21 protein-coding genes are annotated in these 25,793 nt (G+C 71.8%); 14 read left to right on the plus strand and 7 right to left on the minus strand.

Going from position 1 to position 25,793, the window contains the following annotated elements:
• The first annotated feature begins 54 nt into the window (after positions 1–54).
• The 6 genes from FM076_RS19160 to FM076_RS19185 all read left to right on the plus strand — a co-directional run bounded on the left by FM076_RS19160 (position 55) and on the right by FM076_RS19185 (position 5,634).
• Positions 55–1,236 carry an acetoin utilization protein AcuC gene (locus FM076_RS19160; RefSeq protein ID WP_173872238.1) on the plus strand — a complete coding sequence of 394 codons (1,182 nt, stop codon included), beginning with the start codon at positions 55–57 and terminating at the stop codon, positions 1,234–1,236.
• A gap of 870 nt (positions 1,237–2,106) precedes the next feature.
• Positions 2,107–2,316 carry a helix-turn-helix domain-containing protein gene (locus FM076_RS19165; RefSeq protein ID WP_173872239.1) on the plus strand — a complete coding sequence of 70 codons (210 nt, stop codon included), beginning with the start codon at positions 2,107–2,109 and terminating at the stop codon, positions 2,314–2,316.
• Positions 2,317–2,511: 195 nt separating this feature from the next.
• The gene (locus FM076_RS19170) at positions 2,512–2,610 is read left to right on the plus strand and encodes a 30S ribosomal protein bS22 (protein ID WP_003948845.1); all 99 of its coding nucleotides are present in this window, start codon (positions 2,512–2,514) and stop codon (positions 2,608–2,610) included.
• A gap of 93 nt (positions 2,611–2,703) precedes the next feature.
• Positions 2,704–3,798: an NAD-dependent epimerase/dehydratase family protein gene (locus FM076_RS19175; RefSeq protein ID WP_173872240.1), complete on the plus strand. Its 1,095-nt coding sequence runs from the start codon at positions 2,704–2,706 to the stop codon at positions 3,796–3,798.
• 355 nt (positions 3,799–4,153) lie between these two features.
• Complete coding sequence (locus tag FM076_RS19180) at positions 4,154–5,191, plus strand: lysophospholipid acyltransferase family protein (RefSeq protein ID WP_243274570.1); 1,038 nt, start codon at positions 4,154–4,156, stop codon at positions 5,189–5,191.
• A gap of 122 nt (positions 5,192–5,313) precedes the next feature.
• Positions 5,314–5,634, plus strand: coding sequence for a hypothetical protein (locus tag FM076_RS19185; protein WP_173872241.1), 321 nt, complete (start codon positions 5,314–5,316; stop codon positions 5,632–5,634).
• Positions 5,635–5,706: 72 nt separating this feature from the next.
• Here FM076_RS19185 and FM076_RS19190 read toward each other — a convergent pair whose 3' ends face one another.
• The 3 genes from FM076_RS19190 to FM076_RS19200 form a co-directional block, all read right to left on the minus strand.
• Complete coding sequence (locus FM076_RS19190; protein WP_173872242.1) at positions 5,707–7,092, minus strand: DUF5667 domain-containing protein; 1,386 nt, start codon at positions 7,090–7,092, stop codon at positions 5,707–5,709.
• A gap of 303 nt (positions 7,093–7,395) precedes the next feature.
• Entirely contained in the window at positions 7,396–8,223 is an 828-nt protein-coding gene (locus FM076_RS19195; protein WP_345945104.1) for an ECF subfamily RNA polymerase sigma factor, BldN family, read from the minus strand.
• A gap of 390 nt (positions 8,224–8,613) precedes the next feature.
• Entirely contained in the window at positions 8,614–9,567 is a 954-nt protein-coding gene (locus FM076_RS19200; protein ID WP_173872243.1) for an HAD family hydrolase, read from the minus strand.
• A 185-nt stretch (positions 9,568–9,752) separates the two neighbouring features.
• On the opposite strand from FM076_RS19200, the gene FM076_RS19205 reads away from it, so the two are divergent.
• The 6 genes from FM076_RS19205 to hemB all read left to right on the plus strand — a co-directional run bounded on the left by FM076_RS19205 (position 9,753) and on the right by hemB (position 16,196).
• Positions 9,753–9,989 (plus strand): glutaredoxin family protein, encoded by a 237-nt coding sequence (locus FM076_RS19205; RefSeq protein WP_173872244.1) that lies wholly within the window; start codon positions 9,753–9,755, stop codon positions 9,987–9,989.
• Positions 9,990–10,344: 355 nt separating this feature from the next.
• Positions 10,345–11,163 carry a redox-sensing transcriptional repressor Rex gene (locus FM076_RS19210; protein ID WP_173872245.1) on the plus strand — a complete coding sequence of 273 codons (819 nt, stop codon included), beginning with the start codon at positions 10,345–10,347 and terminating at the stop codon, positions 11,161–11,163.
• Positions 11,160–12,479, plus strand: a complete 1,320-nt coding sequence (locus FM076_RS19215; protein ID WP_173872246.1) for a glutamyl-tRNA reductase — start codon at positions 11,160–11,162, stop codon at positions 12,477–12,479. The genes FM076_RS19210 and FM076_RS19215 overlap by 4 nt, the downstream gene beginning before the upstream one ends.
• Positions 12,476–13,486 carry a hydroxymethylbilane synthase gene (hemC, locus tag FM076_RS19220; protein ID WP_173872247.1) on the plus strand — a complete coding sequence of 337 codons (1,011 nt, stop codon included), beginning with the start codon at positions 12,476–12,478 and terminating at the stop codon, positions 13,484–13,486. Before FM076_RS19215 ends, hemC begins: the two co-directional genes overlap by 4 nt.
• A gap of 74 nt (positions 13,487–13,560) precedes the next feature.
• On the plus strand, positions 13,561–15,198 hold the full coding sequence (locus tag FM076_RS19225) for a uroporphyrinogen-III synthase (protein WP_173874862.1): 1,638 nt from the start codon (positions 13,561–13,563) through the stop codon (positions 15,196–15,198).
• Positions 15,195–16,196, plus strand: a complete 1,002-nt coding sequence (gene hemB, locus FM076_RS19230) for a porphobilinogen synthase (protein WP_173872248.1) — start codon at positions 15,195–15,197, stop codon at positions 16,194–16,196. Before FM076_RS19225 ends, hemB begins: the two co-directional genes overlap by 4 nt.
• Before the next feature lie 82 nt (positions 16,197–16,278).
• On the opposite strand, the gene argS is transcribed toward hemB, so the two are convergent.
• On the minus strand, positions 16,279–18,048 hold the full coding sequence (gene argS, locus FM076_RS19235; RefSeq protein ID WP_173872249.1) for an arginine--tRNA ligase: 1,770 nt from the start codon (positions 18,046–18,048) through the stop codon (positions 16,279–16,281).
• Positions 18,049–18,188: 140 nt separating this feature from the next.
• Here argS and lysS point away from each other — a divergent pair, with 140 nt between their 5' ends.
• Positions 18,189–19,940, plus strand: coding sequence for a lysine--tRNA ligase (gene lysS / locus FM076_RS19240; RefSeq protein WP_173872250.1), 1,752 nt, complete (start codon positions 18,189–18,191; stop codon positions 19,938–19,940).
• Between the two features lie 17 nt (positions 19,941–19,957).
• Here lysS and FM076_RS19245 read toward each other — a convergent pair whose 3' ends face one another.
• The 3 genes from FM076_RS19245 to FM076_RS19255 all read right to left on the minus strand — a co-directional run bounded on the left by FM076_RS19245 (position 19,958) and on the right by FM076_RS19255 (position 23,343).
• Positions 19,958–21,337 (minus strand): DUF2637 domain-containing protein, encoded by a 1,380-nt coding sequence (locus tag FM076_RS19245; RefSeq protein ID WP_345945105.1) that lies wholly within the window; start codon positions 21,335–21,337, stop codon positions 19,958–19,960.
• Between the two features lie 136 nt (positions 21,338–21,473).
• Positions 21,474–22,190: a DUF3558 domain-containing protein gene (locus FM076_RS19250; protein ID WP_173872252.1), complete on the minus strand. Its 717-nt coding sequence runs from the start codon at positions 22,188–22,190 to the stop codon at positions 21,474–21,476.
• 184 nt (positions 22,191–22,374) lie between these two features.
• Positions 22,375–23,343 carry a hypothetical protein gene (locus FM076_RS19255; RefSeq protein ID WP_173872253.1) on the minus strand — a complete coding sequence of 323 codons (969 nt, stop codon included), beginning with the start codon at positions 23,341–23,343 and terminating at the stop codon, positions 22,375–22,377.
• Between the two features lie 505 nt (positions 23,344–23,848).
• Here FM076_RS19255 and FM076_RS19260 point away from each other — a divergent pair.
• A complete protein-coding gene (locus FM076_RS19260) occupies positions 23,849–25,642 on the plus strand; it encodes a BCCT family transporter (RefSeq protein ID WP_345945106.1) in 1,794 nt (597 codons plus the stop codon).
• The last annotated feature ends 151 nt before the right edge of the window (positions 25,643–25,793 follow it).

Here is a 25,793-nt window from a genome sequence, read left to right on the forward strand (position 1 = left end):
CACCGCCAACAAGGCCTTTTTCATGCCCTCTTTCCGACCGATACGGTGGCGGGCATGAGCGGCCACGCGCAGTTGATGTGGGATGAGGGTGTCACGGGCTACGACTTCGGCCGTGGCCATCCGATGGACCCGGTGCGGCTCGCGCTCACGAAGCGCCTGATCGAGGCGCTGGGGGTGGAGCGGAGCCCGGAGTTGAGCGTTGTCGCGGCGAAGCCGGTCGGGGAGTCGACGCTGCGGCTCGTGCACCGGCCCGATTACATCGACGCCGTACGCCGTGCCTCGCTCGATCCCGCGTCCGCCGACCAGCGTTACGGGCTCGGCACCCTGGACGATCCCGCGTTCGCGGGCATGCACGAGGTGTCCGCGCTCATCGCGGGGCAGTCGGTGGGCGGGGCCGAGGCCGTGTGGCGGGGGAAGGCCCTGCATGCGGTGAACTTCGCCGGCGGGCTGCATCATGCGATGCCGCACAGCGCGTCGGGATTCTGCGTCTACAACGATCCGGCTCTGGCCATCGCGCGGCTGTTGGAACTGGGCGTCGAACGGGTGGCGTACGTCGACCTGGACGTCCATCACGGGGACGGTGTACAGACGGTCTTCTGGGACGATCCGCGGGTGCTGACGATCTCCCTGCACGAGCATCCTGGCACGCTCTTTCCCGGTACCGGGTGGCCGGAGGAGTGCGGAGGGCCGGGGGCCGAGGGCAGCGCGGTGAACGTGGCGTTGCCGCCGGGGACGGCCGACGAGGGGTGGCTGCGGGCGGTGCACGCGGTGGTGCCCGAGCTGCTGGCGGCGTTCGAGCCGCAGATGCTGGTTACGCAGCACGGTGCGGACACACACATCGAGGATCCGCTGGCGCACCTGGCGGTGAGTGTGGACGCCCAGCGGATGGCGGCCGAGGCGGCGCACGCGTGGGCGCACTCCTATGCCGACGGGCGTTGGCTGGCGTTGGGCGGCGGCGGTTACGCCGTGGTGGACGTGGTGCCGCGTACGTGGACGCACCTGGTGGCGATCGCGGCGGGGGCGCCGGTGCCGAGGGAGACCGAAGTCCCCGACGAGTGGCGGCAGGAGGTGTACGCCCGTACCGCCGGCGGAGGTGCGCCGCAGCGGATGACGGACGGACTGGAGCCGCGCTGGCGAGGGTGGGAGGAGTCGGGGTACGACCCGGCCGACCGGCTGGACCAGGCGGTCCGGGCGACGCGTCGTGCGGTCTTCCCCGCACACGGTCTGCTGCCGTAGCAGTGGCGGTGGTGGGGGCACGGCCACCGGAGGGCGTGGGGCCGCGGGTGGGGAGTCCGGTGGCGGGACGCGTACGTGTGGTGTCCGAGTCCGAGCGATTCCGGCGGAATCATGACCGAACGGGGCGGGTTGCCCGAGGGGGTGCGCGGGGTATCGGCACTTTCCGGAGCGGTTCGGGGGTGCCGACAGGCCGCCGCAGGCCGTTTCCGATGCATGGCAGCTCCGCGTCCTCGTGGGCCACGCCGCTGTCCCCTGGCAGACTCCTGGTCAACTACGTCACATTGGCCCCATCCCTGTCGGCGCGGTGAGGCCCCGGCCTAGCACCGACGCGGGGGAGACGTATCGACATAGCGATGCGATTCCGGGTACGTCAGTGCGGTCTCTCCTACGTATGGGGAGTCGCGTCGCTTTGCGAATCCAGCGCGCGCGCCAAGGGCCGTACGCGGGGCGCATGTACGCGCGCCCCCCTTGGGTGAGCGGTCGCACCGAGTGGCGCCGAGTCGTTGCCGCAGGCTGCCCCAATATCCCCTGCGGGGACGGTGATTGCTTCGTCGGCGCAGGTCAGGGCCGTTGGAAGAGGAGTGGTGGCGGACCGGACGCCGGGTGCGGCAGGCGGCGGGGTGGCGTGCGGGACGCAGGGGAGTGAGGGCGCCTGAGAGGTCTTCCGCGTGACGGTGCGCAGTCTGATTACTACCGCGCGCTTACTCGCTATGTACTCAATCGAGCGTGTCTGTCACGGTAGGCGGACGGTCCCTACTCCTCTTCATCACTTGCATCACGCGCCCCTGATCCGGGGTAGAGCGCACATGCGAGCAGGAGTCACCGGAGGGGAAGCCGGTGCCCGACATGTGCGGAAGGTTCAGGTGTGACATGGCTGCTGACGAACGGCCGCTGAACGAGGTCGTGTTCTTGACCGTGGCGGAAGTCGCCTCGGTGATGCGAGTCTCCAAGATGACTGTGTACCGCCTGGTGCACAGCGGCCATCTGCCGGCGATCCGGGTGGGCAGGTCCTTCCGGGTGCCGGAAAAGGCCGTCCACGAGTATCTCGAGGAGTCCTACGTGGGGGTGGAGAGCGCCTAGGCCGGCAGCGGGGTGGCCGGTCACCGGGCCGGTCACCGCGGACGGTGTCCCTGGGGCACCCCTCGATTCACGACCACCCACCGGTGGCGGGTAGGCTGGCTCCATGTAGGTCGTGTGGGCTCGGACGCCCCGCACCGAGTATCGAAGTGAGTTCGCCCCGCACTGTGCGGGGATGATTCGTGAGCGAGGGTAGTCGTGGGCTCTGTCATCAAAAAGCGGCGTAAGCGCATGGCGAAGAAGAAGCACCGCAAGCTGCTGAAGCGGACGCGTGTGCAGCGTCGCAACAAGAAGTGAGCGAGCACACCGCACGCCACTGACCGCCGCCTTTCTCCCCTGTCCGGGGAGGAGGGCGGCGGTTCTGCTATGGGCCGGGGAGAGGGAGGGATCGTGGGCAGGGTCGTGCTCGTGACCGGTGTGGCCAGACCGCTCGGCGGCCGATTCGTCCGCCGTATCCAAGGCGAGCCCGAGGTGAGCCGGGTCGTCGGTGTGGACCTCCACCCGCCCGCGCACGACCTGGGCGACGCGGAGTTCGTACAGGCCGACATCCGGCAGCCGGCCATCGGCAAGGTGCTGGCCGAGTACGCGGTGGACACCGTCGTGCACATGGACCTCCACGGCACACCGCTCTCCCCCGGCGGCAGCGGGCGCGGCACGGTCAAGGAGACCAACGTCATAGGCGCCATGCAGCTGCTCGGCGCCTGCCAGAAGGCGCCCTCCGTGAACCGGCTGGTGATCAAGTCGACGACGAGCGTGTACGGTTCGGCGCCGCGCGATCCGGCGGTCTTCGACGAGACGACGCCCGCGCGGGCGCTGCCCAGCGGCGGCTTCGCCAAGGACGCGGTCGAGGTCGAGGGGTATGTGCGGGGGTTCGCGCGGCGGCGGCCCGATGTGGCGGTGACCGTCCTGCGCTTCGCGCACATCCTCGGCCCGGCCGCGGAGTCGCCGCTCGCCGCCTACTTCGCGCTGCCTGTCCTGCCGACCGTCCTGGGCTACGACCCGAGGCTGCAGTTCGTCCACGACGACGACGTGATCGAGGTGCTGCGGCTGGCGGCGGGGGAGCCGCGGAAGGGCACGCTCACCGCCGGGACGTTCAACATCGCGGGGGACGGTGTGCTGCTGCTGTCCCAGTGCGCGCGGCGGCTGGGGCGGCCGACGGTGCCGATGCTGCTGCCCGCGATCCGCTGGAGCCGCAGTGTGCTGCGCTCGGTGGGTGCCACGGACTTCTCCCCCGAGCAGTTGCGGCTGCTGACCCACGGGCGGGTCGTGAGGACGGGGCACGCGCGTGAGGTACTGGGCTTCACCCCGCGCTACACGACCGAGCAGACCCTGGCGGCCTTCGCCGAGGGCCTCGGGCCGGGGCTGCTGCCGCCCGGGAAGCTCGCCGGGGCGGTGGACAGGTTCACGGCGCTGCTGCCGGGGAAGCCGGGCGCCGCGGTGAACGCCGCCGCGGCGGGGCGGGAGGAGGTGCGCCAGGATGGATGACGCGAAGGTCATACCCTTCGACGACGACAGGGGCCGGGGGCGCGGCACCGGCGGTTCCACGGCGCGGGGGGCGGGCCGGTCCGCCCGGGAAGGCGGCCGTTCGCCCCTGACGCCCCGGTCTCCCGCCACGCGGAACACCGGTGCCCGGCAGTCCTCGGACGGGCCGGAGGAGGGCTCTCGCGGCGAGCGGCGCCCCCGCAGCGCGGGCGGCTCCCCGGGACACCGCCCGCCGCTCACATCCGTACTGGGTCGGCGGGGTCCGGAGGCGGACGGGACCGGGAGGACGCCGGGGCCGGGCGGACCGGACCGGGCGGACGGGCCGGAGCGGGCGGGCGGGCCGGACCGGGCGGACTGGATGGACGGCTCGGCCCGGGTGGGCCGCACCGAGTCGGGGAAGCCCGTGGACTCCGCGGACTCCGCCGACGCCCCGCAGGAGCCGCTCCCCGGGGACGGCGGGCCGTTCTCCGCCGACGGCGCGCAGGAGGACGTCCAGGAGCCGGGGACGGGGCGTGAGGACGAGCGGGAGGGCGCGCTGCTCGCCAGGGTGCTGGGCCCCGACTGGGGGGCGCGGGCGGCCCGGGGGCTCGCGTTCCTGCGGCGCCGGATCACCGGCGAGTACGAGGTCGACGACTTCGGCTACGACCAGGAGCTGACCGACCAGGTCCTGATGTCGCTGCTGCGCCCGGTCTACGAGAAGTACTTCCGCGTCGAGGTGCGGGGCATCGAGAACATACCGGCGGACGGGGCGGCCCTCGTGGTCGCGAACCACTCCGGGACGCTGCCGCTGGACGGGCTGATGCTCCAGGTCGCCGTCCACGATCACCACCCCGCCGACCGCCACCTGCGGCTGCTCGGCGCCGATCTGGTGTTCCTGCTGCCCGTCGTCAACGAGCTGGCGCGCAAGGCCGGGCACACGCTCGCCTGCGCGGAGGACGCGCAGACGCTGCTGGAGCGCGGCGAGGTCGTCGGCGTGATGCCGGAGGGCTTCAAGGGGCTGGGCAAGCCCTTCGCCGACCGCTACAAGCTCCAGCGGTTCGGCAGGGGCGGTTTCGTCTCGACGGCCCTGCGGGCGGGGGCGCCCATCGTGCCGTGCTCGATCGTGGGGGCCGAGGAGATCTACCCGATGCTCGGCAACTCGCGGACGCTCGCGCGGCTGTTCGGCTTCCCGTACTTCCCGATCACGCCCACCTTCCCCTGGCTCGGCCCGCTGGGCGCGCTGCCGCTGCCCACGAAGTGGACCATCCAGTTCGGCGAGCCGCTGCCCACCGACGGCTATCCACCGGAGGCAGCGGAGGACCCGATGCTGATGTTCAACCTGACCGACCAGGTACGGGAAACGATTCAGCACGCCCTCTACAAGCTGCTGGTGCGGCGCCGTTCGGTCTTCTTCTGAGCCGCGCCGGCGGCTCCCCGGCGAAGATCGCCACCCTGACAGGTGACAGGTGTCGCCGCACCTCGCCGGCTGGTTACCTGGGCGGCGTCGAACAGCAACAAGCTCGCAAGGGGGAGCGAAAGATGAAGCGAGTCGGCGCGGCGATCCTGCTGGCCGGGGCGGCGACGGTGGCCCCGCTCGCCGGTACGGCGGCGGCAGCGGACGGGCCGCGGGCCCAGAACGTGCTCAACTGCCGGACCGAGGCCATCGGCAAGCAGGGCTGGGCCCACTGCACCAACAACACCGACCAGGCCGTTGCCTTCCGCGTCACCGTGGTGTGCGGGGTCGGCTTCGACGGCAGCGGCGAATGGGTCACCCTCAACCCCGGCGCCAGCGGGTCGTCCGGGTTCGAGTGCGGTGAGCTGAGCACCGGAGCCGGAAGTGTGAGCTGGGAAGAGGGCTGACAGCCACAGTTCCGAGCGGGGCCCCGACCGTGGTCGGGGCCCCGCGTGCGTCGCCGGACGGCGGGGTGGCCGCTATGTGTCGCCGTCCAGGCCCAGCCGGGGCAGCACGTCCGGGACGATCGGCGGGAGGGTGATCTCCGGCTCGCCGCCCGGGGTGGTGAGGCCCGAGCCGCTGCCCGAGCGGGAGTCCGAGGGCCCGGTGCGGTCGGGCTTCTCGGAGGGCCGGAGCAGATCTCCGCCGAGGAGCCCCTCGCCCTGGCGCTGGGAGTCGGACGGCGCCGGCTCGTCGGACTCCCGCTCGCGCTGACCCTTCGTCCCGTCCGAGGAGGGGGTGCTCGGCTCCGTGGAGGGGGACTCCTCCCCGGTACGGTCGCTGGTGCCGCGCTCCCGCTCCTGCGGCGTCCGAGCGGGGTCCTGGGGGAGCAGCGCCCGCAGGGGGGTCACGTCCTGGTCTATGGCGTCGAAGACCGAGGTGACCTCGTCGCTCACGTCGCGCAGTTGCACCGGAAGCCGGTCCCGCAGCCGGGTCCAGCCCGCGCGGTGCTTCTTGGTGAACCGGGACAGGGACCGGATGGGGGCGAGGTCGCCGTCCTGCCGGTAGGCCGTGCTGAGCAGGCGGTGCCCCTCCGAGGCGTCCTGCCGCATCCCGGAGAGCGCCTTGCGGACCTCGGCCAGCGCCTCGTGGTCCAGCGCGCCGGCGCGGTCCCGCTCCATGAGGCGGTGGGCCTCCTGCATGCGGGTGGAGGCGTGGTCGAGGAGGAGGCTGCCGCGGTCGGCGTCGTCACCGGCCAGGTCGAGCTGGAGGTCCTCCATGCCGCGCTTGAGCCCGTAGAGCGAGTCACCCGGGAGGGCGTCGGTGCTGGCCGCGGCGGCTCCGCCCAGGGCGCCCGCGGCGACGCCGACGCTCAGGCCGCCGGCCGCGAGCCCCTTGCCGAGCCGCGAGGTAGGGCGCAGCCTGCTCAGCGGGCCCAGGCCCGGCGCCCGGTGGGCACCGCCGCGCCCGGAGCGGGAGGCCGCGCGCCCGTCACGCTGCTCGGGCAGCAGCGGGTCCGGCGCCGCCGACTCGCCCTCGGCGAACGCCGCCTCCATGGCGGCGATCAGCTGCGCGCGCTGCACCGTCTTGACCTCCGGGTCCAGCTCCGGCCGGGGCAGCGCCGAGAGCTTGCCGGCCAGCGGGACCAGCGAGCGGTCCAGGCCGTCGGCCCGGTGGCTGTGCGGGGGCCGGGACGGCGCCGGTGCGGCGTTCGACGCTGAGGACGGGGGAGCGGTCGCTGACCTGGACGGCGCGTGCCGTCCCCGCCCGCGTGGGGACGCTCCCGGTGGTGCCCCGCCGCTTCTCCCGGAGTCCGCGGAGCCCTCGGGACCTGTATCGGCCGCCGCGCCCGCGTCGCGCTCCTGCTCGTCCAGGGCCTGGGCGAAGGCGATGGCCCGTCGGCTCGTCGGCACGGATCCGATCACCGGCGGCACCTCCTCTCGTCAGCACGGTCGACTCCCCTCCGCACAGGAAGGAGTGCGTGGCCGACCGTGTCCGCTCAAGGACGAGCGGGCCCCGGCGCAGCCACGGCTGGGGGGAGTCTGCACCGCACACAACGAGCGCAAGCCACTCGGGTTACGGAGTCCGATGTCACGATGATGTGACCGGCCCGGCGGAACCCCCGTCCCGTGTCCTCCGGACGTGTATCACCGCGTGACCGGCGTGTTGTGCCCCGGGGCACGGCGTGTCGCCGCCTTCGGGGCCGGGGCGCCGGCGGCCCCGGAGCCTCAGCGCGCGTCCTCGGGGAGGAGCCTGGCGAGCGTGCGGACGGCGCGGTACTGGAGGGTCTTGATGGCCCCCTCGTTCTTGCCCATGACCCGCGCGGTCTCGGCCACGGAGAGCCCCTGGAGAAATCGGAGCGTTACGCACTCCTGCTGTTGGGGGTTGAGCTTACGTACGGCCTCCAGCAGGGCGGCGTTGGAGAGGGACTCGAGGACCGACTCCTCCGGGGAGCGTTCCACCTCGTTGGCGTCGAGCATCTCGCCGGTGGTCACTTCGAGGCGGAAGCGGCTCGACTTGAAGTGGTCGGCGACGAGGTTCCGGGCGATGGTCACCAGCCACGCCCCGAAGTCGCGGCCCTGCCAGGTGAAGGTTCCGATACGACGGAGGGCGCGCAGGAAGGTCTCACTGGTCAGGTCCTCGGCGGTGGCCCGGCCGCCGACCCGGTAGTAGATGTAGCGGTAGACGGTGTCGCTGTACTGGTCGTAGAGCCGGCCGAACGCCTCGGCCTCCCCGCTCTGGGCCCGTTCGACCAGGTCCATCATGCGGCGGCTGTCGGTGTCCGAGGCGGCGGGACGCCGGGCGGTCGTACCGGCGCCGCGGGCGCGCCGGCCACCGGCGGCGGTGGTGGTTCGGGTCGTGGCGCCGGCGGCGCGGTGCGCGAGCGCGTGGCAGGGGCCCGCGGGGACAGGTGCGGCTCCTGCGGGGACAGATGCGGCTGTTGCGGCAAGGGCAGGGACGGCGTACGCGGTGGGGACGATCGCACGCAGTTGGTCGATGACTGTCGTGCGCAGCGTAGCCAGGCCCGAGGCGTCAACCCCGACGTGTGGGTACACGGGACTCCCAGAGGCAGAGCTTCCATCACGTGCAGTGCGGGACCATTCACCCGGCGTAGGGACGGATGGGTACCGAATTGCGTCTGAGGAGAATAACGCTTCGTACAGGCGGCACTACACGTAGTTGCCAAAATCACCGATTCGGTTCGGTCTGTTACGCAATGGGACCGCATTTGAGCGCGTATACCGTGCGGGAATTGATCATTTCGCTGACCGAAACCGACCCGTCGGTGACCTCTTCTGGTCGACCGGTTCGGGTGGGACTGGCCTGTGAAAGCACCGGGTAACACTGCTGGATGGGCCGCCCCTGGGGGCGCGCACGCGCGTGCCGTGCACCGGGACGCACCGGGACGGCTGGTTTCCTACCCCCCATGAGCCCCTGTGAGGGGCCTAGCGGCGGCGGCGCTGGACCGCGACGGCGGCGGCCGCGCCACCCGCCAGCGCGCCGACTCCGGCCGCCGCCGGGATGCCGACCTTGGCCGCCTTCCGGCCCGTGCGGTAGTCGCGCAGTCGCCAGCCCATTTCACGAGCGTGCGCCCGAAGACGGCTGTCAGGATTGATCGCATACGGATGACCGACGAGGGACAGCATCGGAATGTCGTTCGCCGAATCGCTGTACGCGGCGCACCTGTCGAGGTCCAGCCCCTCCGCGGCGGCCAGCGCCCGCACCGCCTCCGCCTTGGCCGGTCCGTGCAGCGGTTCGCCGACCAGCCGGCCGGTGTAGACGCCGCCCACCGACTCGGCGACCGTGCCCAGCGCGCCGGTCAGCCCGAGGCGGCGCGCGATGATCGTGGCCGTCTCCACCGGAGCCGCCGTCACCAGCCACACCTTCTGCCCCGCGTCCAGGTGCGCCTGCGCCAGCGCGCGGGTGCCCGGCCAGATGCGGCCCGCCATGTACTCGTCGTAGATCTCCTCGCCGATCGCCATCAGCTCCGAGACCCGGTGGCCCTTGACGATCGACAGCGCGCTCTCGCGGGCTTCCTGCATGTGGTCGGCGTTCTCGGCGCCCGCCAGGCGGAAGTACGCCTGCTGCCAGGCGAACCGGGCCAGTTCGCGCTTGCGGAAGAACTTCCGCTTGTACAGGCCGCGGCCGAAGTGGAAGAGCGCCGCGCCCTGCATCACCGTGTTGTCCAGATCGAAGAACGCGGCGGCGCGCACGTCCCCGGAGACGGGGAACTCCGCCTCCTCGGCCCCTTCCCCCTCACCGCGCCGGGCGGCCTCGGCCGCTTCCGCCGCCAGCTCCCGCTCCTGCTTGCGCGCCGCCTCCGCGGCGGCCTCGCCGGCGAGCACGCTGCGCGCGGTCGCGAAGCGCTTGCGAGAGGTGAGCCATGCGGGAAGGGCCATGCCCGCGAGCATAGCCAGTTTGTTCGGTGGGTCCGTTACGCGCGGGTGTCCGGCCGGGGGTCCGGGGGTTGCTCCCCGGGGGGTGGTGTGTGAGGTGGGTCCGTTGCGTGGGGGTGTCGGGCCGGGAGTGGGGTCCGGGGTGGCCGTGGGGGCCGGGGTGTCCTTCGGGGGTCGAGAATGGACGTATGAAGACTGTGACCCTCATCGGGAAGCCCGGGTGCCATCTGTGTGACGTGGCGCGGGACGTGATCGTGCGGGTGTGCGCCGAAGTGGGCGCCGCCTGGGAGGAGAAGGACATCAACCAGGACCAGGAGCTGTACCGCACGTACTGGGAGCAGATCCCGGTCGTGCTGGTGGACGGCGAGCAGCACGACTTCTGGCGCGTGGACCCGGAGCGGCTCCGCGGCGCGCTCACGTCGTGACGCAGCGCTGACGGCCGCGACCGGCCGTCGCCTCCCGCCGTTGAGGCCGGCTGTGCGCCCCGAGCCGTTTTCCGTTCAAAGACCGCCGAAAGCGGGCTTGTCGAGCGGGAAAGTGGTCAGAGTTCGAGCATATTTCGATTAGTATCGAGGGCGTTTTGCCGTGCGGGGGCGTATACGTGAGGAGTGTGACCGGGTGTCCCCGTTGATACCTGTGGCGCCGGTCACGTTGACCGGACAAAGCGGACACCATCTTTGTGCACGCGTTCACAAAGGCATAGCCTGGGCGCGACGGAGCGGTCCGGGAGGGTGCCTCACGTTCGACCGCTCACCGCTTCGCGCAACCGGCAGGAGCACCGTGGCAACTGGCCGAAACCACCGTCCGGCGACGAGTCGGAGCCGAGGAATCCCCGAGGCGACCGTCGCCCGGCTTCCGCTGTATCTGCGGGCACTCACCGCTCTGTCCGAGCGCTCGGTGCCGACGGTCTCCTCGGAGGAGCTGGCCTCGGCGGCCGGCGTGAATTCGGCCAAGCTCCGCAAGGACTTCTCCTACCTCGGCTCCTACGGCACGCGGGGCGTCGGCTACGACGTCGAGTACCTCGTCTACCAGATCTCACGCGAACTGGGTCTCACCCAGGACTGGCCCGTGGTGATCGTCGGTATCGGCAACCTCGGCGCCGCCCTCGCCAATTACGGCGGTTTCGCCTCGCGCGGCTTCCGGGTCGCGGCGCTGATCGACGCCGACCCGCAACTGGCCGGCAAGCCCGTGGCGGGCATCCCCGTCCAGCACACGGACGAGCTGGAGAAGATCATCTCCGACAACGGGGTGTCCATCGGCGTGATCGCCACCCCCGCGGGCGCCGCCCAGCAGGTGTGCGACCGCCTGGTGGCCGCCGGGATCACCTCGATCCTCAACTTCGCGCCGACCGTGCTCTCCGTCCCCGAGGGGGTGGACGTGCGCAAGGTCGACCTCTCCATAGAGCTGCAGATTCTCGCCTTCCACGAGCAGCGCAAGGCGGGCGAGGAACCGGGGGCGTCCTCCGGCCGGCGGCCCGGGGAGGCTGCCGCGCCGGACGTGGACACCGCGCCGCCCGCCGCGCCCCCCGCCGTGGCCGTGACCAAGCGGCCCCCCGAGTCCGGACCTGACGGGGACCTGCCCGCCGTGATGCCGGCATGAGCCTGCTCGTCGTCGGCCTGAGCCATCGCAGCGCGCCGGTCAGCGTGCTGGAGCGTGCCGCTCTGCCGCCCCAGGCGCGGGGCAAGCTGCTCCAGGACGCCGTGGGCGCCGAGCCCGCCGCCGAGGCCGCGGTGCTCTCCACCTGCAACCGGATCGAACTGTACGCGGACGTCGACAAGTTCCACGCCGGTGTCGCCGAGCTGTCCACCCTGCTGGCACAGCACAGCGGCGTCACGCTGGACGAGCTGACCCCCTATCTGTACGTGCACTACGAGGACCGTGCCGTGCACCACCTGTTCTCGGTGGCGTGCGGGCTGGACTCGATGGTCGTCGGCGAGGGGCAGATCCTCGGGCAGATCAAGGACGCGCTGGCCGTCGCGCAGGAGCAGCACACCGCGGGCCGGCTGCTGAACGACCTGTTCCAGCAGGCGCTGCGGGTGGGCAAGCGGGCCCATTCCGAGACGGGCATCGACAAGGCCGGGCAGTCCCTGGTCACCTTCGGGCTGGAGCAGCTCGCGGCCGGCGCGCCCGTGGAGGAGTGGGCGCGGGGGCGCCGCGCGCTGGTGATCGGCGCCGGGTCCATGTCCTCGCTCGCCGCGGTGACGCTGGCGCGGGCCGGTGTGGGCGAACTGGTGATCGTCAACCGGACGCTGGAGAGGGCGGAGCGGCTGGCGGAGAGCCTGGGCGCCCGTGCCCGGCCGATGGGGGCCGTGGCCGAGGAGCTGGCCGCCGCCGACGTCGTCGTCTCCTGCACCGGCGCGACCGGGCTCGTCCTGACCGCCACCGACATCGAGGGCGCCCTCCGCGGCCGGGACCTGGGTGCGGCAGCGGCGCTGTCGGTGCTCGACCTGGCCATGCCCCGCGACGTCGATGTGGCCGTGCACCGGATCGACGGGGTGCGGCTGGTGGACATCGAGTCGCTGGCCGACGCCGAGGCCGACGCCCCGATGGCTGGGGATGTGGAGGCCGTCCGTGGCATTGTGGCGGAGGAGGTCGCCGCGTTCGGTGCCGCGCAGCGGGCCGCGACCATCACTCCGACCGTGGTGGCACTGCGGACCATGGCCGCCGACGTGGTCTCCAGCGAGCTGGCCCGCCTGGAGGGGCGGCTGCACGGGATGGACGACAAACTGCGCGCGGAGGTCACGCAGACCGTGCGCCGAGTCGTCGACAAGCTGCTGCACGCGCCGACGGTGCGGGTCAAGCAGCTCGCGGGCGAGCCCGGCGGTGCCGGGTACGCCGACGCGTTGCGTGAACTCTTCGACCTCGACCCGCAGGCGGTCGCCGCTGTCAGCAATCCGGAACAGGAGCGGCAATGAAGTCCGATGCCACAGCCACCACACCACTACGGCTGGGCACCCGGCGCAGCAAGCTCGCGATGGCACAGTCCGGGCTGGTCGCCGAGGAGGTGCGCCGGGTCACCGGGCGCCCCGTGGAGCTGGTGGAGATCACCACGTACGGCGACGTCAGCAGGGAGCAGCTCGCGCAGATCGGCGGCACCGGGGTGTTCGTCAACGCGCTGCGGGACGCGCTGCTGAACGGTGAGATCGACTTCGCCGTGCACTCGCTGAAGGACCTGCCGACCACGCAGCCCGAGCAGTTCGCGCTGGCGGCCGTGCCCCGGCGTGCCGACGCCAGGGACGTCCTGGTCGGCAGCGACGGACTGGGCTTCGAGGAGCTGATCCGGGCCGCCGCGCCGGGCACGGCGCGGATCGGCACGGGCTCGCCCCGCCGGATGGCGCAGCTGCACGCCTGGGCGCGCTCGCTCGGTGCCGAGATCGAGACCGTCCCGATCCGGGGGAATATCGACACGCGTATCGGGTACGTGCGCTCCGGCGAGCTCGACGCGGTCGTGCTCGCCGCCGCCGGGCTGACGCGCATCGGACGCCTCGAGGCGGAGGCCACCGAACTGATCAGCCCGGACCAGGTACTTCCCGCCCCCGGACAGGGGGCACTGGCCGTCGAGTGCGCGGCGTCCCACGCGCATCTGGCCGCACAGCTCGCGGAGCTGGACGACCCGCACACGCGGGCGGCCGTCACCGCCGAGCGAACCCTGCTCGCCGCCTTGGAGGCCGGCTGCAGCGCACCCGTGGGTGCGCTGGCCGACCTGCTTGTCGAGGGGCAGGTTGTCACCGAAATGCGCCTGCGCGGCGTCGTCGGCACCACCGACGGGCGCACGCTGGTGCAGTTGTCCACCACCGGTCCCGTACCGGCGTCCGACGGCGGTTCCGCCGGCCTCGCGCCCTTCGTGCGCATGGGCAGGGAGCTAGCCGACGAGATGCTCGCCAAGGGTGCGGCCGGTCTGATGGGGGAGCGAGCACTTTGAGCCCCACCGCCGCCGACAAGTCGCGCGCCGACAAGTCGAGCACCGCACAGAAGACGGCAGTCGCGAGACAGCACCTGCACGGTGCACACGGTCACGTCACCTTCCTGGGTGCCGGGCCGGGAGACCCGGGGCTGCTGACGTTGCGCGCCGTCGAGGCGTTGGGGCAGGCCGACGTGCTTGTCGCCGACCCCCGCGTGCATGACGTCGTACGCGCCCACACCCGCCCAGGGGTGGACACGCCGCTTCAGCCGGTGGCTGACGAGGCGTCAACTGCCTCCGCACCGGCGGACGATGCAGCTCTCGACCCCGGCGAGTCTGCCATAGCCGCCGCGCGCGCCGGCAAGCGGGTCGTGCGTGCGGTCGCGGGTGACCCGGGACTGGACTCGGACGCGGCCCGCGAGATGCTCGCGCTGGCCGCCGAGGGCATCCCGTTCGAGGTCGTGCCGGGCATCGCGGCCGCCGTCGGCGTGCCCGCCTACGCGGGGGTGCCGCTGCGGGACGCGCAGGGCACCGACGTGCGGTTCGTGGACGCCGCCACGGCCGGTGACCGGTGCTGGACGGAGCTGGGCGTCAGCGACGCCACCGTCGTGGTCTCCACCACCCTGGACGGGGTGGGCGCCGCCGCGGGCGAGCTGGTGGCCGCGGGCCGCAAGCCGGACACCCCGCTGACCGTCACGCTCGCCGGGACGACCACCCGGCAGCGCACCTTCACCTCGACGCTCGGCGGGATCAACCAGACCCTCAAGCAGGCGAAGGTGCTGCCCTCGCCGGACGGCGGGCAGTCCGTCATAGCCGTGGTCGGCGAGCGCAGCGCCGCGGCCCAGCGCGACCAGCTGGCCTGGTTCGAGTCCAAGCCGCTCTTCGGCTGGCAGGTCCTGGTGCCGCGCACCAAGGAGCAGGCGGCCTCCCTCTCCGACCAGCTCCGCTCCTACGGCGCCGTACCGGCCGAGGTGCCGACGATCGCCGTGGAGCCGCCGCGCACCCCGCAGCAGATGGAGCGCGCGGTCAAGGGCCTGGTCACGGGCCGCTACGAGTGGATCGCGTTCACCTCCGTCAACGCCGTCAAGGCGGTGCGCGAGAAGTTCGAGGAGTACGGGCTCGACGCGCGGGCCTTCGCCGGGATCAAGGTCGCGGCGGTGGGCGAGCAGACCGCCAGGGCGCTGGTGGAGTTCGGTGTGAAGCCGGACCTGGTGCCCAGCGGGGAGCAGTCGGCGGCGGGGCTGCTGGAGGACTGGCCGCCCTACGACCCGGTCTTCGACCCGATCGACCGGGTCTTCCTGCCGCGCGCCGACATCGCCACCGAGACGCTGGTGGCCGGTCTGATCGAGCTGGGCTGGGAGGTGGACGACGTGACGGCGTACCGCACCGTGCGCGCCTCGCCGCCGCCCGCCGAGACCCGGGAGGCCATCAAGGGCGGGGGGTTCGACGCGGTGCTGTTCACCTCGTCGTCCACCGTGCGGAACCTGGTCGGCATCGCGGGCAAGCCGCACAACGTCACCGTCATCGCCTGTATCGGCCCGGCCACCGCCAAGACGGCGGAGGAGCACGGGCTGCGGGTGGACGTCATGGCTCCCGAGCCGTCCGTGCACAAGCTGGCCGAGGCGCTGGCCGACTTCGGCGCGCGGCGCCGCGCCGCGGCCGTCGAGGCCGGTGAACCGGTGAAGCGGCCGAGCGAGAAGCGCCCGGCCAGGAGGAGGGCACGCACATCATGAGCACGTACGGCGGCTTCCCCGCGGCCCGGCCGCGGCGGCTGCGCACCACCCCCGCCATGCGGCGTCTGGTCGCCGAGCACCAGACGCGGCCGGCGGACCTGATCCTGCCCGCCTTCGTGCGGGAGGGGATCAGCGAGCCGGTGCCGGTGGGCGCCATGCCCGGCGTGGTCCAGCACACCCGGGACACCCTGCGGAAGGCCGCCGTGGAGGCGGTGGAGGCCGGTGTCGGCGGGCTGATGCTCTACGGGGTGCCGGAGGAGGCCAAGAAGGACGCGGCCGGTACGGCGGGCACCGATCCCGAGGGCATCCTCCAGGTGGCGCTGCGGGACGTGCGGGCCGAGGTCGGCGACGCGCTGGTCCTCATGTCCGACCTGTGCCTGGACGAGTACACCGACCACGGCCACTGCGGCGTGCTCACCGCCGACGGGAGGGTCGACAACGACGCGACGCTGGAGCGGTACGCCGAGATGGCCCGCGTCCAGGCCGACGCCGGGGCCCATGTGCTGGGCCCCAGCGGCATGATGGACGGCCAGATCGGGTACGTCCGCGCGGCGCTGGAGAAGGCCGGGCACCAGGACGTGGCCCTCTTCGCCTACACCGCGAAGTACTCCTCGGCCTTCTACGGTCCCTTCCGGGAGGCCGTGGGCTCCTCGCTCAAAGGCGACCGCAAGACCTACCAGCAGGACCCGGCCAACGCCCGCGAGGCGCTGCGCGAGCTGTCGCTCGACCTGGCCGAGGGCGCGGACATGGTGATGGTCAAGCCGGGCCTGCCGTACCTGGACATCCTGCGGGACTTCGCCGAGCGGGCCGAGGTGCCGGTCGGCGTCTACCAGATCTCCGGTGAGTACGCCATGGTCGAGGCGGCGGCGGAGAGGGGCTGGATCGACCGCGAGGCGGCCATCCTGGAGACGCTCACCAGCTTCACCCGGGCCGGCGCGAGCATGATCCTCACCTACTGGGCGACGGAGGCCGCACGGCTGCTGCGCGACCGGATCTGAGCCGCGGTCCGCGCACGGACGGACAACGTGTAAGGGGCGCCCTCCTTGGGAGGGCGCCCCTTACACGTGCGTCAGGCGGGGACTACAGCCGCTCGGGCGTACGGATGCCGAGCAGGGCCAAGCCCTGGTGGAGGACCTTGGCGGTCAGGTCGCACAGGAACAGGCGGTTCTCCGCCTGCTCGGTGGTGTCGGCCTTGAGCACCGGGCAGTTCTCGAAGAACCGGCTGTAGAGCGTGGCCAGTTCGTACAGGTAGGCCGTCACCTTGTGCGGCGCGTACTCGTCGGCGGCCGCCACCAGGGTGTCCGCGAAACCGTCCAGGTGCAGCGCCAGCGCCCGCTCGGCCGCGGCCAGCTCCAGCCCAGGGTGCGGCACCGGCTTCAGCTCGCCCGCGCGCCGGAAGATCGAGCGCACGCGCGCGTAGGCGTACTGGAGGTAGACGCTGGTGTCGCCCTGGAGGGAGACCATGCGGTCCAGGTCGAAGACGTAGTCGCGCGTCATCGAGTTCGACAGGTCCGCGTACTTGACCGCGCCGATGCCCACCTGCTGGGCGCGCCGCTGGATCTCCTCCTCGGGCACCCCCTCGTCGGCCTTCTCGCGGACGACGGCCGCCGCCCGCTCGACCGCCTCGTCCAGCAGGTCCACCAGCCGCACCGTCTCGCCCTCACGGGTCTTGAACGGCTTGCCGTCCTTGCCCAGCACCGTGCCGAACGCCAGCTGCCTGGCGGCGCCCTCGGGCAGCCAGCCGGCGCGCTGCGCCGTCTCGAACACCATGCGGAAGTGCAGCGCCTGCCGGGCGTCCACCACGTACAGCAGGGTGTCCGCCTTCAGCTCGCCGATCCGGTTGCGGATGGCGGCCAGGTCGGTGGCGGCGTAGCCGAAACCGCCGTTGGACTTCTGCACGATCAGCGGTGTGGGCGTGCCGTCCGGGCCCTTGATGTCCTCGAAGAACACGCACAGCGCGCCCTCGGAGCGGACCGCGACACCGGACTCCTCCAGGTCCTTGACCACCTGCTGGAGGTCGTCGTTGTACGCGCTCTCTCCGACGATGTCCGCGTCGCGGATCTCGACGTCCAGCTCCTCGTAGACGCCCTGGAAGTACGTCTTCGACTCGTCCACGATCTTGTGCCAGAGGGCCAGCGTCTCCGGGTCGCCGCTCTGCAGGGCGGGCACCCGGTCGCGGGCGCGGGCCTTGAAGCCCTCGTCGGAGTCGAAGACGGCGCGCGAGGACCTGTAGAGCCGGTTGAGCCGGGCCATCGCGGCCTCGCCCGCGTCCTTGGCGTCCGCCGAGTCGGACTCGTGGTCCAGCTCGGTCGGGTGCTCGATCAGGTACTGGATGAGCATGCCGAAGTTGGTGCCCCAGTCGCCGATGTGGTGGCGGCGGATCACCTTCTCGCCCCGGTGCTCCAGCAGGTTCACGACCGCGTCGCCGATCACCGTGGAGCGCAGGTGCCCCACGTGCATCTCCTTGGCGACGTTCGGCTGCGAGTAGTCGATCACCGTGGTGCCCGGGTTCTCCGCGTACGGCACGCCGAGCCGCGGGTCCTGCCAGCGGGCGGCCAGGTTGCCCACCAGGGCCTTGTCGGCGACGGTGATGTTCAGGAAGCCGGGCCCCGACACCTCGATGCCGGCGATCTCGTCGTTGTCCGGCAGCGCCTCGGTGACCCTGGCGGCCAGCTCGCGGGGGTTGCCCCCCAGCCGCTTGGCCAGCGCCAGCATGCCGTTGGCCTGGAAGTCCGCCCGGTCGCTACGTCGCAGCAGCGGGTCGGCGGAGGCGGCCTCCGGCACAGCGGCCGAGAGGGCGTCCGAGACGCGCTGGCGGACCGTAACGGCGAGAGAGGGGACCGTAGCCATGGAGTGCTGACCGTTCCGTCGGAGGCTGGGATTTCGCAGCCCAGTATCCCACGGACGCACTGGGGGGCGCCGCCGCGTTACGGGGTGGGACAATGGGCGGCGCAGGTTCGAAAGAGCGCGACGAGAAGGAAGTGCCGGACGTGGCTGGGACCACTCACGAGGCCGACTGGGTCTCCCGTATCGCCGATGAGGTCATCGCCGAAGCGGAGCGCCGCGGCCGTAAAACCGTGGTCTGCGCGTCCGGGCTGAGCCCCTCGGGCCCCATCCACCTGGGCAACCTGCGCGAGGTGATGGTGCCGCACCTGGTCGCCGACGAGATCAAGCGGCGCGGCGTGGAGTGCGAGCACATCCTCTCCTGGGACGACTACGACCGCTTCCGCAAGGTGCCGGCCGGTGTCGAGGGCGTGGACGAGTCCTGGAACGAGCACATCGGCCGCCCCCTGACGTCCGTCCCCGCGCCGGCCGGCAGCCTGTACGCGAACTGGGCCGAGCACTTCAAGGCCGCCATGGAGGCGTCCCTGCTGGAGCTGGGCGTGCGGTACCGCGGCATCAGCCAGACCGCCCAGTACACCTCGGGCGCCTACACCGAGCAGATCCTGTTCGCGATGCGGGAGCGCGAGCGCATCGACGCCGTGCTGGACCGCTACCGGACGCTGGAGAAGGGCGCGAAGAACGCCCAGAAGCAGGGCAAGCAGCAGAAGCAGGGCGCCCCCGTGGACGCCGCGGAGGTGCGGGCGGCCGAGGGCTCGGGCGCCGCCGCCGAGGACGACGGCTCGGGCGCCGGCGCGGGCTCCGCGTACTACCCGTACAAGCCCTACTGCACCGTCTGCGGACGCGACCTGACGACGGTCACCGCCTACGACGACGAGACCACCGAGCTGACCTACAGCTGCCAGTGCGGTCACGGCGAGACGGTCGAGCTGCGCTCCTTCCACCACGGCAAGCTGGTGTGGAAGGTGGACTGGCCGATGCGCTGGGCCTACGAGGGCGTGGTCTTCGAGCCGTCCGGTGTGGACCACCAGTCGCCCGGCTCCTCGTTCGTGGTCGGCGGCCAGCTGGTGAAGGAGATCTTCGGCGGCGAGCAGCCCATCGGCCCGATGTACGCCTTCGTCGGCATCAGCGGCATGGCGAAGATGTCCTCCTCCAAGGGCGGCGTGCCCACCCCGGCCGACGCCCTCCAGATCATGGAGGCCCCGCTGCTGCGCTGGCTGTACGCGCGGCGCAAGCCCAACCAGTCCTTCAAGGTCGCCTTCGACCAGGAGATCCAGCGCACCTACGACGAGTGGGACGCCCTCACCCGCAAGATCTCCGAGGGCACCGCGCAGCCCGCCGACATCGCGGCGCACACCCGCGCCGCGACCACCGCGCTGGGCCCGCTGACGATCACACGGCGCCCGCTGCCCTACCGCACCCTCGCCTCCGTCACCGACATCACGGGCGGCCACGAGGAGCAGACGCTGCGCATCCTCAGCGAGCTGGACCCCGCGCACCCGGTGCACTCCCTGGACGAGGTCCGGCCCCGGCTCGACCGCGCCCACCGCTGGATCACCACCCAGGTCCCCGCCGACCAGCGCACGCGGGTGCGGGAGGAGCCCGACACCGAGCTGCTGGCCTCGCTCGACGACACCCAGCGCGAGTCGCTGCGGCTGCTGCTGGAAGGGCTGGAGGACAACTGGTCGCTGGAGGGCCTGACGTCTCTGGTGTACGGCGTGCCGAAGGTGCAGGCGGGGCTGGACCCCGACGCGAAGCCGACGCCCGAGCTGAAGGTCGCCCAGCGCGGCTTCTTCGCCCTGCTCTACCGCCTCCTCGTCAGCCGCGAGACGGGCCCCCGGCTGCCCACGCTGCTGCTCGCGGTGGGCGCCGAGCGGGTCCGCAAGCTGCTGGGCGGCTGACCCCGCGCCGGGCGGCGTCAGCCCGCCAGGCCCATCTCGATGTTGTAGCGGTCCCTGAACTCCCGCATGTAGGTGTCGAGGTAGGCCTCGCTCAGCGGGGTCCCGTCGGCGGTGGCCACCCCCATGCGCTCCCGGAGGGTGCGGGCGAGTTCGGCGGAGCCGGGGAAGGCGCTGTGCGTGGCCACGTACTGCCGGTACGCCTCGAAGTAGACCTCCTCGCGCGGCACGCCGTCCGGTATGCCGACGGGTTCGTCACCGGCGTACCCGTACGGGTCGTACCCGTCCCCGTCCGTCTCCCCGTCCTCCGGGTCCTCCGGCAGCTCCTCCGGGTCCCGTTCGGGTGGCCTCGGCTCGATGAACAGCTCCTCCGTACGCGCCGGCGTGTACGGGGCCCGGGAGCGGACGGCGGCCTCCGGCGCGGGCTCCGCGACCGGCTCGCCCTCCGGGAGGGGCTCCGGCGCGGGCTGTTCCACCCCCGACGGCCCCGCCTCGCCGGAAGGGGTGCCGGAAGAAGGGACTTCGTGGGACGGGGCTTGGTGCGAAGAGGCTTCGTGCGAAGGGGCGTCGCGTGAAGAGGCTTCGTGTGACGGGGCCTCGTGGGGGTGGGCCTGTTCCGTGGGGCCGGCGGTGAGGAAGGCCGTCTCGTGCTGGGGGAGCGGCGCCGAGGCATCGGGCGCTGGCTGCTGCTCCGGGGCCGGTTCCGTCAGGGCCGGCGGCTCGGTCAGCCTGGTCGCCTCGGGTGCCGTCTGGCGCAGCGGCACCCCGTAGCGGGCGAGCTTGAGCGGCATCAGGGCCTCCACGGGTGCCCGGCGCCGCCAGGAACGCCCGTACCGGGCGCGCAGCCGGGTCTCGTAGACGAGCCGGTCCTGCTCCATCCGGATCACCTCCTCGTAGCTGCGCAGCTCCCACAGCTTCATCCGCCGCCACAGGCGGAAGGTGGAGGGGAAGGCGAGCAGCCAGCGGGAGAGGCGGACGCCCTCCATGTGCTTGTCCGCCGTGATGGCCGCCACCCGGCCGGTGGCGTGGCGTGCCGCCTCGACGGTGACGACGAAGAGCACCGGGATCACCGCGTGCATGCCCACCCCGAGCGGGTCCGGCCAGGCCGCGGCGCCGTTGAAGGCGATCGTGGCGGCCGTCAGGAGCCACGCCGTCTGGCGGAGCAGGGGGAAGGGGATGCGGATCCAGGTCAGCAGCAGGTCGAGGGCGAGCAGGACGACGATGCCCGCGTCCACGCCGATCGGGAAGAACGGCGAGAACGCCCCGAAGCCCTTGCGTTCGGCCAGCTCGCGGACCGCCGCGTAGGAGCCCGCGAAACCGATCGCCGCGATCACCATGGCGCCGGCGACCACGACGCCGACGAGTACGCGGTGTATTCGGCTCAGTTGTACGCCCTGCACTGGAGTCGTCCCCCACCCTCGGCACCCTCGGAAACTGGCGCGCCAAGCCTGGCACATCCGGGCGGGTGCGCATGCGCGGAGCCCGGCCCCCTGCGGGCGGGCCGGGCTCCGTGGTGCGCGGTCGGTGACCGGGTGGTCACTTGATGCTCTTGACCGCTTCCTTGGCCGCCTTCTCGGCGTTCTTCTTCACCTCGCCGGCGTCCGGCTTCTTGGCGTCCTCGAAGCCGGCGCCCTCGTAGTCCACGGTGACCACGACGTTGGCGACCCGGGTGACCAGGCGCTCGGCGCGGTACTCCTCGGACTTGCCCTTGGTGTCCTGCTTCCTGGTCTCGTAGGCGAGGGCGGTGGCCTCGTCGCCCAGGCCGGGGACCTGGGACTCCTTGAGGTCCCGGTTGTCCTTGTTGCCGTTCTTCTCCGCGATCTGCTGCTTGCTGTAGTCCGCGGCGCGCTTGTCGCCGGAGCCGATGGCCGGGTCGGAGTCGAAGCGCTTGAGGGAGAGCGTCAGCTGCCGGTAGTCGTACTTGTCCAGACCGCTCCACAGGCAGCTGTTGGAGTCGTCGGTGTCACCGGAGCCGACGGGCTTGCCGCCCGTGTCGTCCGTCCCGGGCACCACGTCCTTGACGGTGCCCTTGCCGATGCTCTTGCAGGAGTCGGGCAGCCGCTTGAACTTCGCGGGCGCCACCGTGGGGGACTTGCTCACGGAGGCCGAGGGCTTGTCGGACTCCTTGCCCTGGTCCGAGTCCGAGGAGCAGCCGGCGACCAGCAGGACGGGGAGCGCCACTGCCGCACAGGCGAGCGTGTTCCTGACGGTCTTGCTCCGTCGAGGGGCGTTGCGCGGGGCGTTTCGGTGCATGGTTCCTTCGCTTCCGGGGTCTTCACCAGTTGAGCCGGGCCGGCCGGCGGCCAGCGGTGCTGACGGAACGGTACGCAACCCATGGGGCGGTGTGGGCGTTTCGTGGCACCTTCCACAGCGTGGGACTGCCCACAGGGTGGCGCTGCCCACAAGGTGGCGCCGGTCACAGTGCGGCGGGCGCCCGTCAGTCCTCGAACTGCTCGGCGAGTTGCGCGGCCAGCTCGCGGGCCCGCTCCTGCAGCTCCTGGCTGTCAGGGATGCGGTGCTTGTCGGTCACCCACTGCTCGTACTCGACGGTGGCGATCACATTGGCCGTACGGAAGACCAGCGTGATGTCCCGGTGCAGCCCGGAGTCGGCGGTGTGCAGTTCGTCGTCGATGTAGGCGGCGTCCCCGAGGTCGTCCAGGGAGCGTGGTGCCAGGTCCTCGCCGGGGGTGGCGGAGGGGCTGTCCGTGACGTCGTCCTCGGGGGAGGAAGACGCGTCCGGGGCGCCGGAGGGGGAGGTGTGCCCGTCGGGGGACGTCCCGCCCTTGTGACCGGAACCTTTCTCCCCGTCCTTCTTGGAGGAGTCCGTTTTCGGGGAGCCGGAGGACTTGGAGCCGGAGTCCGGCTCGGAGCCGGGGTCCGGCTCGGAGTCGGCGTCGGGGGAGGTGTCGTCCGGATCGAGCGGGATCCCCGCCTTGCGGGCCTTCTTGGCGTAGAGCCGCTCGGCCTGCTCGTCGTCGCTGACGGCCGGGTCGTAGGAGACGACCCGCTCGAAGTCGATGTTGAGGTGGCGGGTGCTGAGGGAGGTCGCGTTCTTCCAGCGGCAGCCCACGCGCCGGTCCGTGTCGTAGGTCGCGGTCGGCTCGCCCTCGTAGGGGCTCGCGCCGGCGCTGGGGGCGGCCGTGCCGTCGTCCTCGGCCGCCGCGCCGGGGAGCATCTCGCGGAGCGTGCCGACGCTCACCACGTCGCACGGTTTGGGCAGGGTGCGGTACTTGCCCGGCTCGGCCGCGGTCGGCGAGGCGGAGGAGTCGCCCGCCTTGCCGTCCTCACCGCCGTCGGAGCCGGAGGAGCCGGTGCAGGCGGTCAGGGCGCCCGCGAGAACGAGGGCCAGTGCGGCGTTGGTCGCGTACGTCGTGCGTACGGCGTACTTTCTTGCCCTCCGCGGCACGGCTGCCTCCTCGCTCGGATCGTCGTACGGCGCCTCGCGGCCGGCGTACGCCCGCAGAGCGTTCCGCCGACGGGGCGACGGGACCATGTCTACCGCACACGCCGCTCAGGCGTCCGGTCGGACGGCGGCTATGTTGCGCAAAGTCAGTCTTTTCCTTTTCGCCGCTCCTTCGCCCACGGGTGCCTTCCTGTCCGCGGGTTTCCGGATCAGCAACGTTCCGGATTGGCAACGACCCCCCGGTTGGCCGTTCCGAGGGGCTCCCCCCGGGGGCCCCTGGCCCTAGGCTTACCGGGTTCTGCTGGTCACTCACCGTGGCATCGGGAGCTGATGCGCCGTCAACCCTGCTGCTCAGCAGGACGGTTGGACGAGAAGAACGTGTCGAGGGAGGCGCCGTCGCGGTCGGATTACTTTTTTCGAAGCCGGGTAGCGGCCACCCGAATCCATGGCAGGTATCCGCGCGCGTGAGAGGACCGCATGTCCTCCGGAGGAAGGACAACAGACAAACGTGAAATCTGAGACAGAGGAGGCGTTCGCCTCCAGCGGGGGACGGACCAGGGGCCCGCAGACAGACCGCCTCGTGTTCGGCGTCACGGCGCTGCTCACGCTCGCCTTCGTGGTGTGGGGCGCGGTCGCCACGGACTCCCTGGCCGATGTCTCCTCGGAAATGCTGAGCTGGACGATGCACAACGGCGGCTGGGCCTTCGTGCTCGCGGCCACCGGTTTCGTCGTCTTCTCGCTGTGGCTGGCCTTCAGCCGCTACGGCAAGATCACCCTCGGTAAGGAGGGGGAGGAGCCGGAGTTCAGGACCGTGTCCTGGATCGCCATGATGTTCAGCGCCGGCATGGGCATCGGGCTGATGTTCTACGGCGTCAGCGAGCCGCTGAGCCACTTCCAGGACCCTCCGCCCGGCACGAACCCGGGCAGCGACGCGGAGCGCATGGAGACCTCGCTGGCCACCACGCTCTTCCACTGGACGCTCCACCCGTGGGCGATCTACGCGGTGGTCGGCCTGGCCATCGCCTACAGCTGCTTCCGCCGCGGCCGGCGGCAGACGATCAGCGCGGTCTTCACCCCGCTGATCGGCGAGAAGGCGGCCAACGGCGGCGTCGGCAAGGTCATCGACATCCTGGCGATCTTCGCCACGCTGTTCGGCTCCGCCGCCTCGCTGGGCCTGGGTGCCCTCCAGATCGGCAGCGGCATAGAGGAGGCGGGCTGGGCGAGCAAGGTCAGCACCGGGGTGCTGGTCGCCATCATCATCGTGCTCACCGCGGCCTTCGTGGCCTCGGCCGTCTCCGGTGTGGAGAAGGGCGTCCAGTGGCTGTCCAACATCAACATGGTGCTGGCCGGGCTCCTGGTGGTCTTCCTCTTCATCGCGGGCCCGACGATCCTGATGCTCAACATGGTGCCCACCTCGGTCGGGAGCTTCCTCGGTGATCTGCCCCAGATGATCGGGCGCACCGACTCCGCGGCCGGCAAGGGCGTCGCCGACTGGCTGTCCAGCTGGACCGTCTTCTACTGGGCGTGGTGGATCTCCTGGACGCCGTTCGTCGGCATGTTCATCGCCCGCATCAGCCGGGGCCGCACCATCCGCCAGTTCGTCGGCGGCGTGATCCTGGTCCCGAGCGTCGTGAGCCTCATCTGGTTCGCGATCTTCGGCGGTACGTCGATGAAGCTGCAGAGCGACGGCGTCAACCTGGGCGACACCCAGGAGTCGCAGCTGTTCAACGTGCTGAACGAGTACCCGATCGCCAGCGTCACCGGCCTCATCGTGATGATCCTGGTCGGCATCTTCTTCGTCTCCGGTGCCGACGCGGCCTCCATTGTGATGGGCACGCTCTCGCAGAAGGGCACGCTGGAGCCCACCCGCGGCGTCGTCATCGTCTGGGGTGTGCTCACCGGTGCCGTCGGCGCGGTCATGCTGATGATCGGCGGTGGTGGGGACGAAGCGCTCACCGGGCTGAAGAACCTCACGATCCTGGTGGCCGTCCCGTTCACCGTCGTGATGATCGGCTTGTGTTTCGCGCTCACCAAGGACCTGCGCAGGGACCCGCTGATCATCCGCGCCGAACGGGGCGAGGAGGCGGTGGGCAGCGCGGTCGTCGCCGCGCACGAGCAGTACGGCGGCGAGTTCGAGTTCCAGATCCAGCCGGTGAACCCCGACGCGCCCAAGCTGGACGCCGAGGTGCTGGACGCGGAGGTCGCCCAGGCCGTCAGCGACGCGGTCGTGGCGGCCGAGCAGTCCCAGCCCGGCTCCGAGCAGGACCGGGGCGAGCCGGAGGACGGCAAGGGCACGAGCTGAGGCGCTGGTCCGGAGAGGCACCGGCCCGGAGAGGCGCCGGTTCTGGGCGGCGCCGGCCCTGAGAGGCCGGCCCGGCCGCAGGGCGACGGGTGTCCCGCCACCGCATCGCGGTGGCGGGACACCCGTTCTCGTACGGGAGGCGCGGGGAGGG

This window comes from Streptomyces albus subsp. chlorinus (assembly GCF_013302895.1).
GTDB classification, from domain to species: domain Bacteria; phylum Actinomycetota; class Actinomycetes; order Streptomycetales; family Streptomycetaceae; genus Streptomyces; species Streptomyces chlorinus.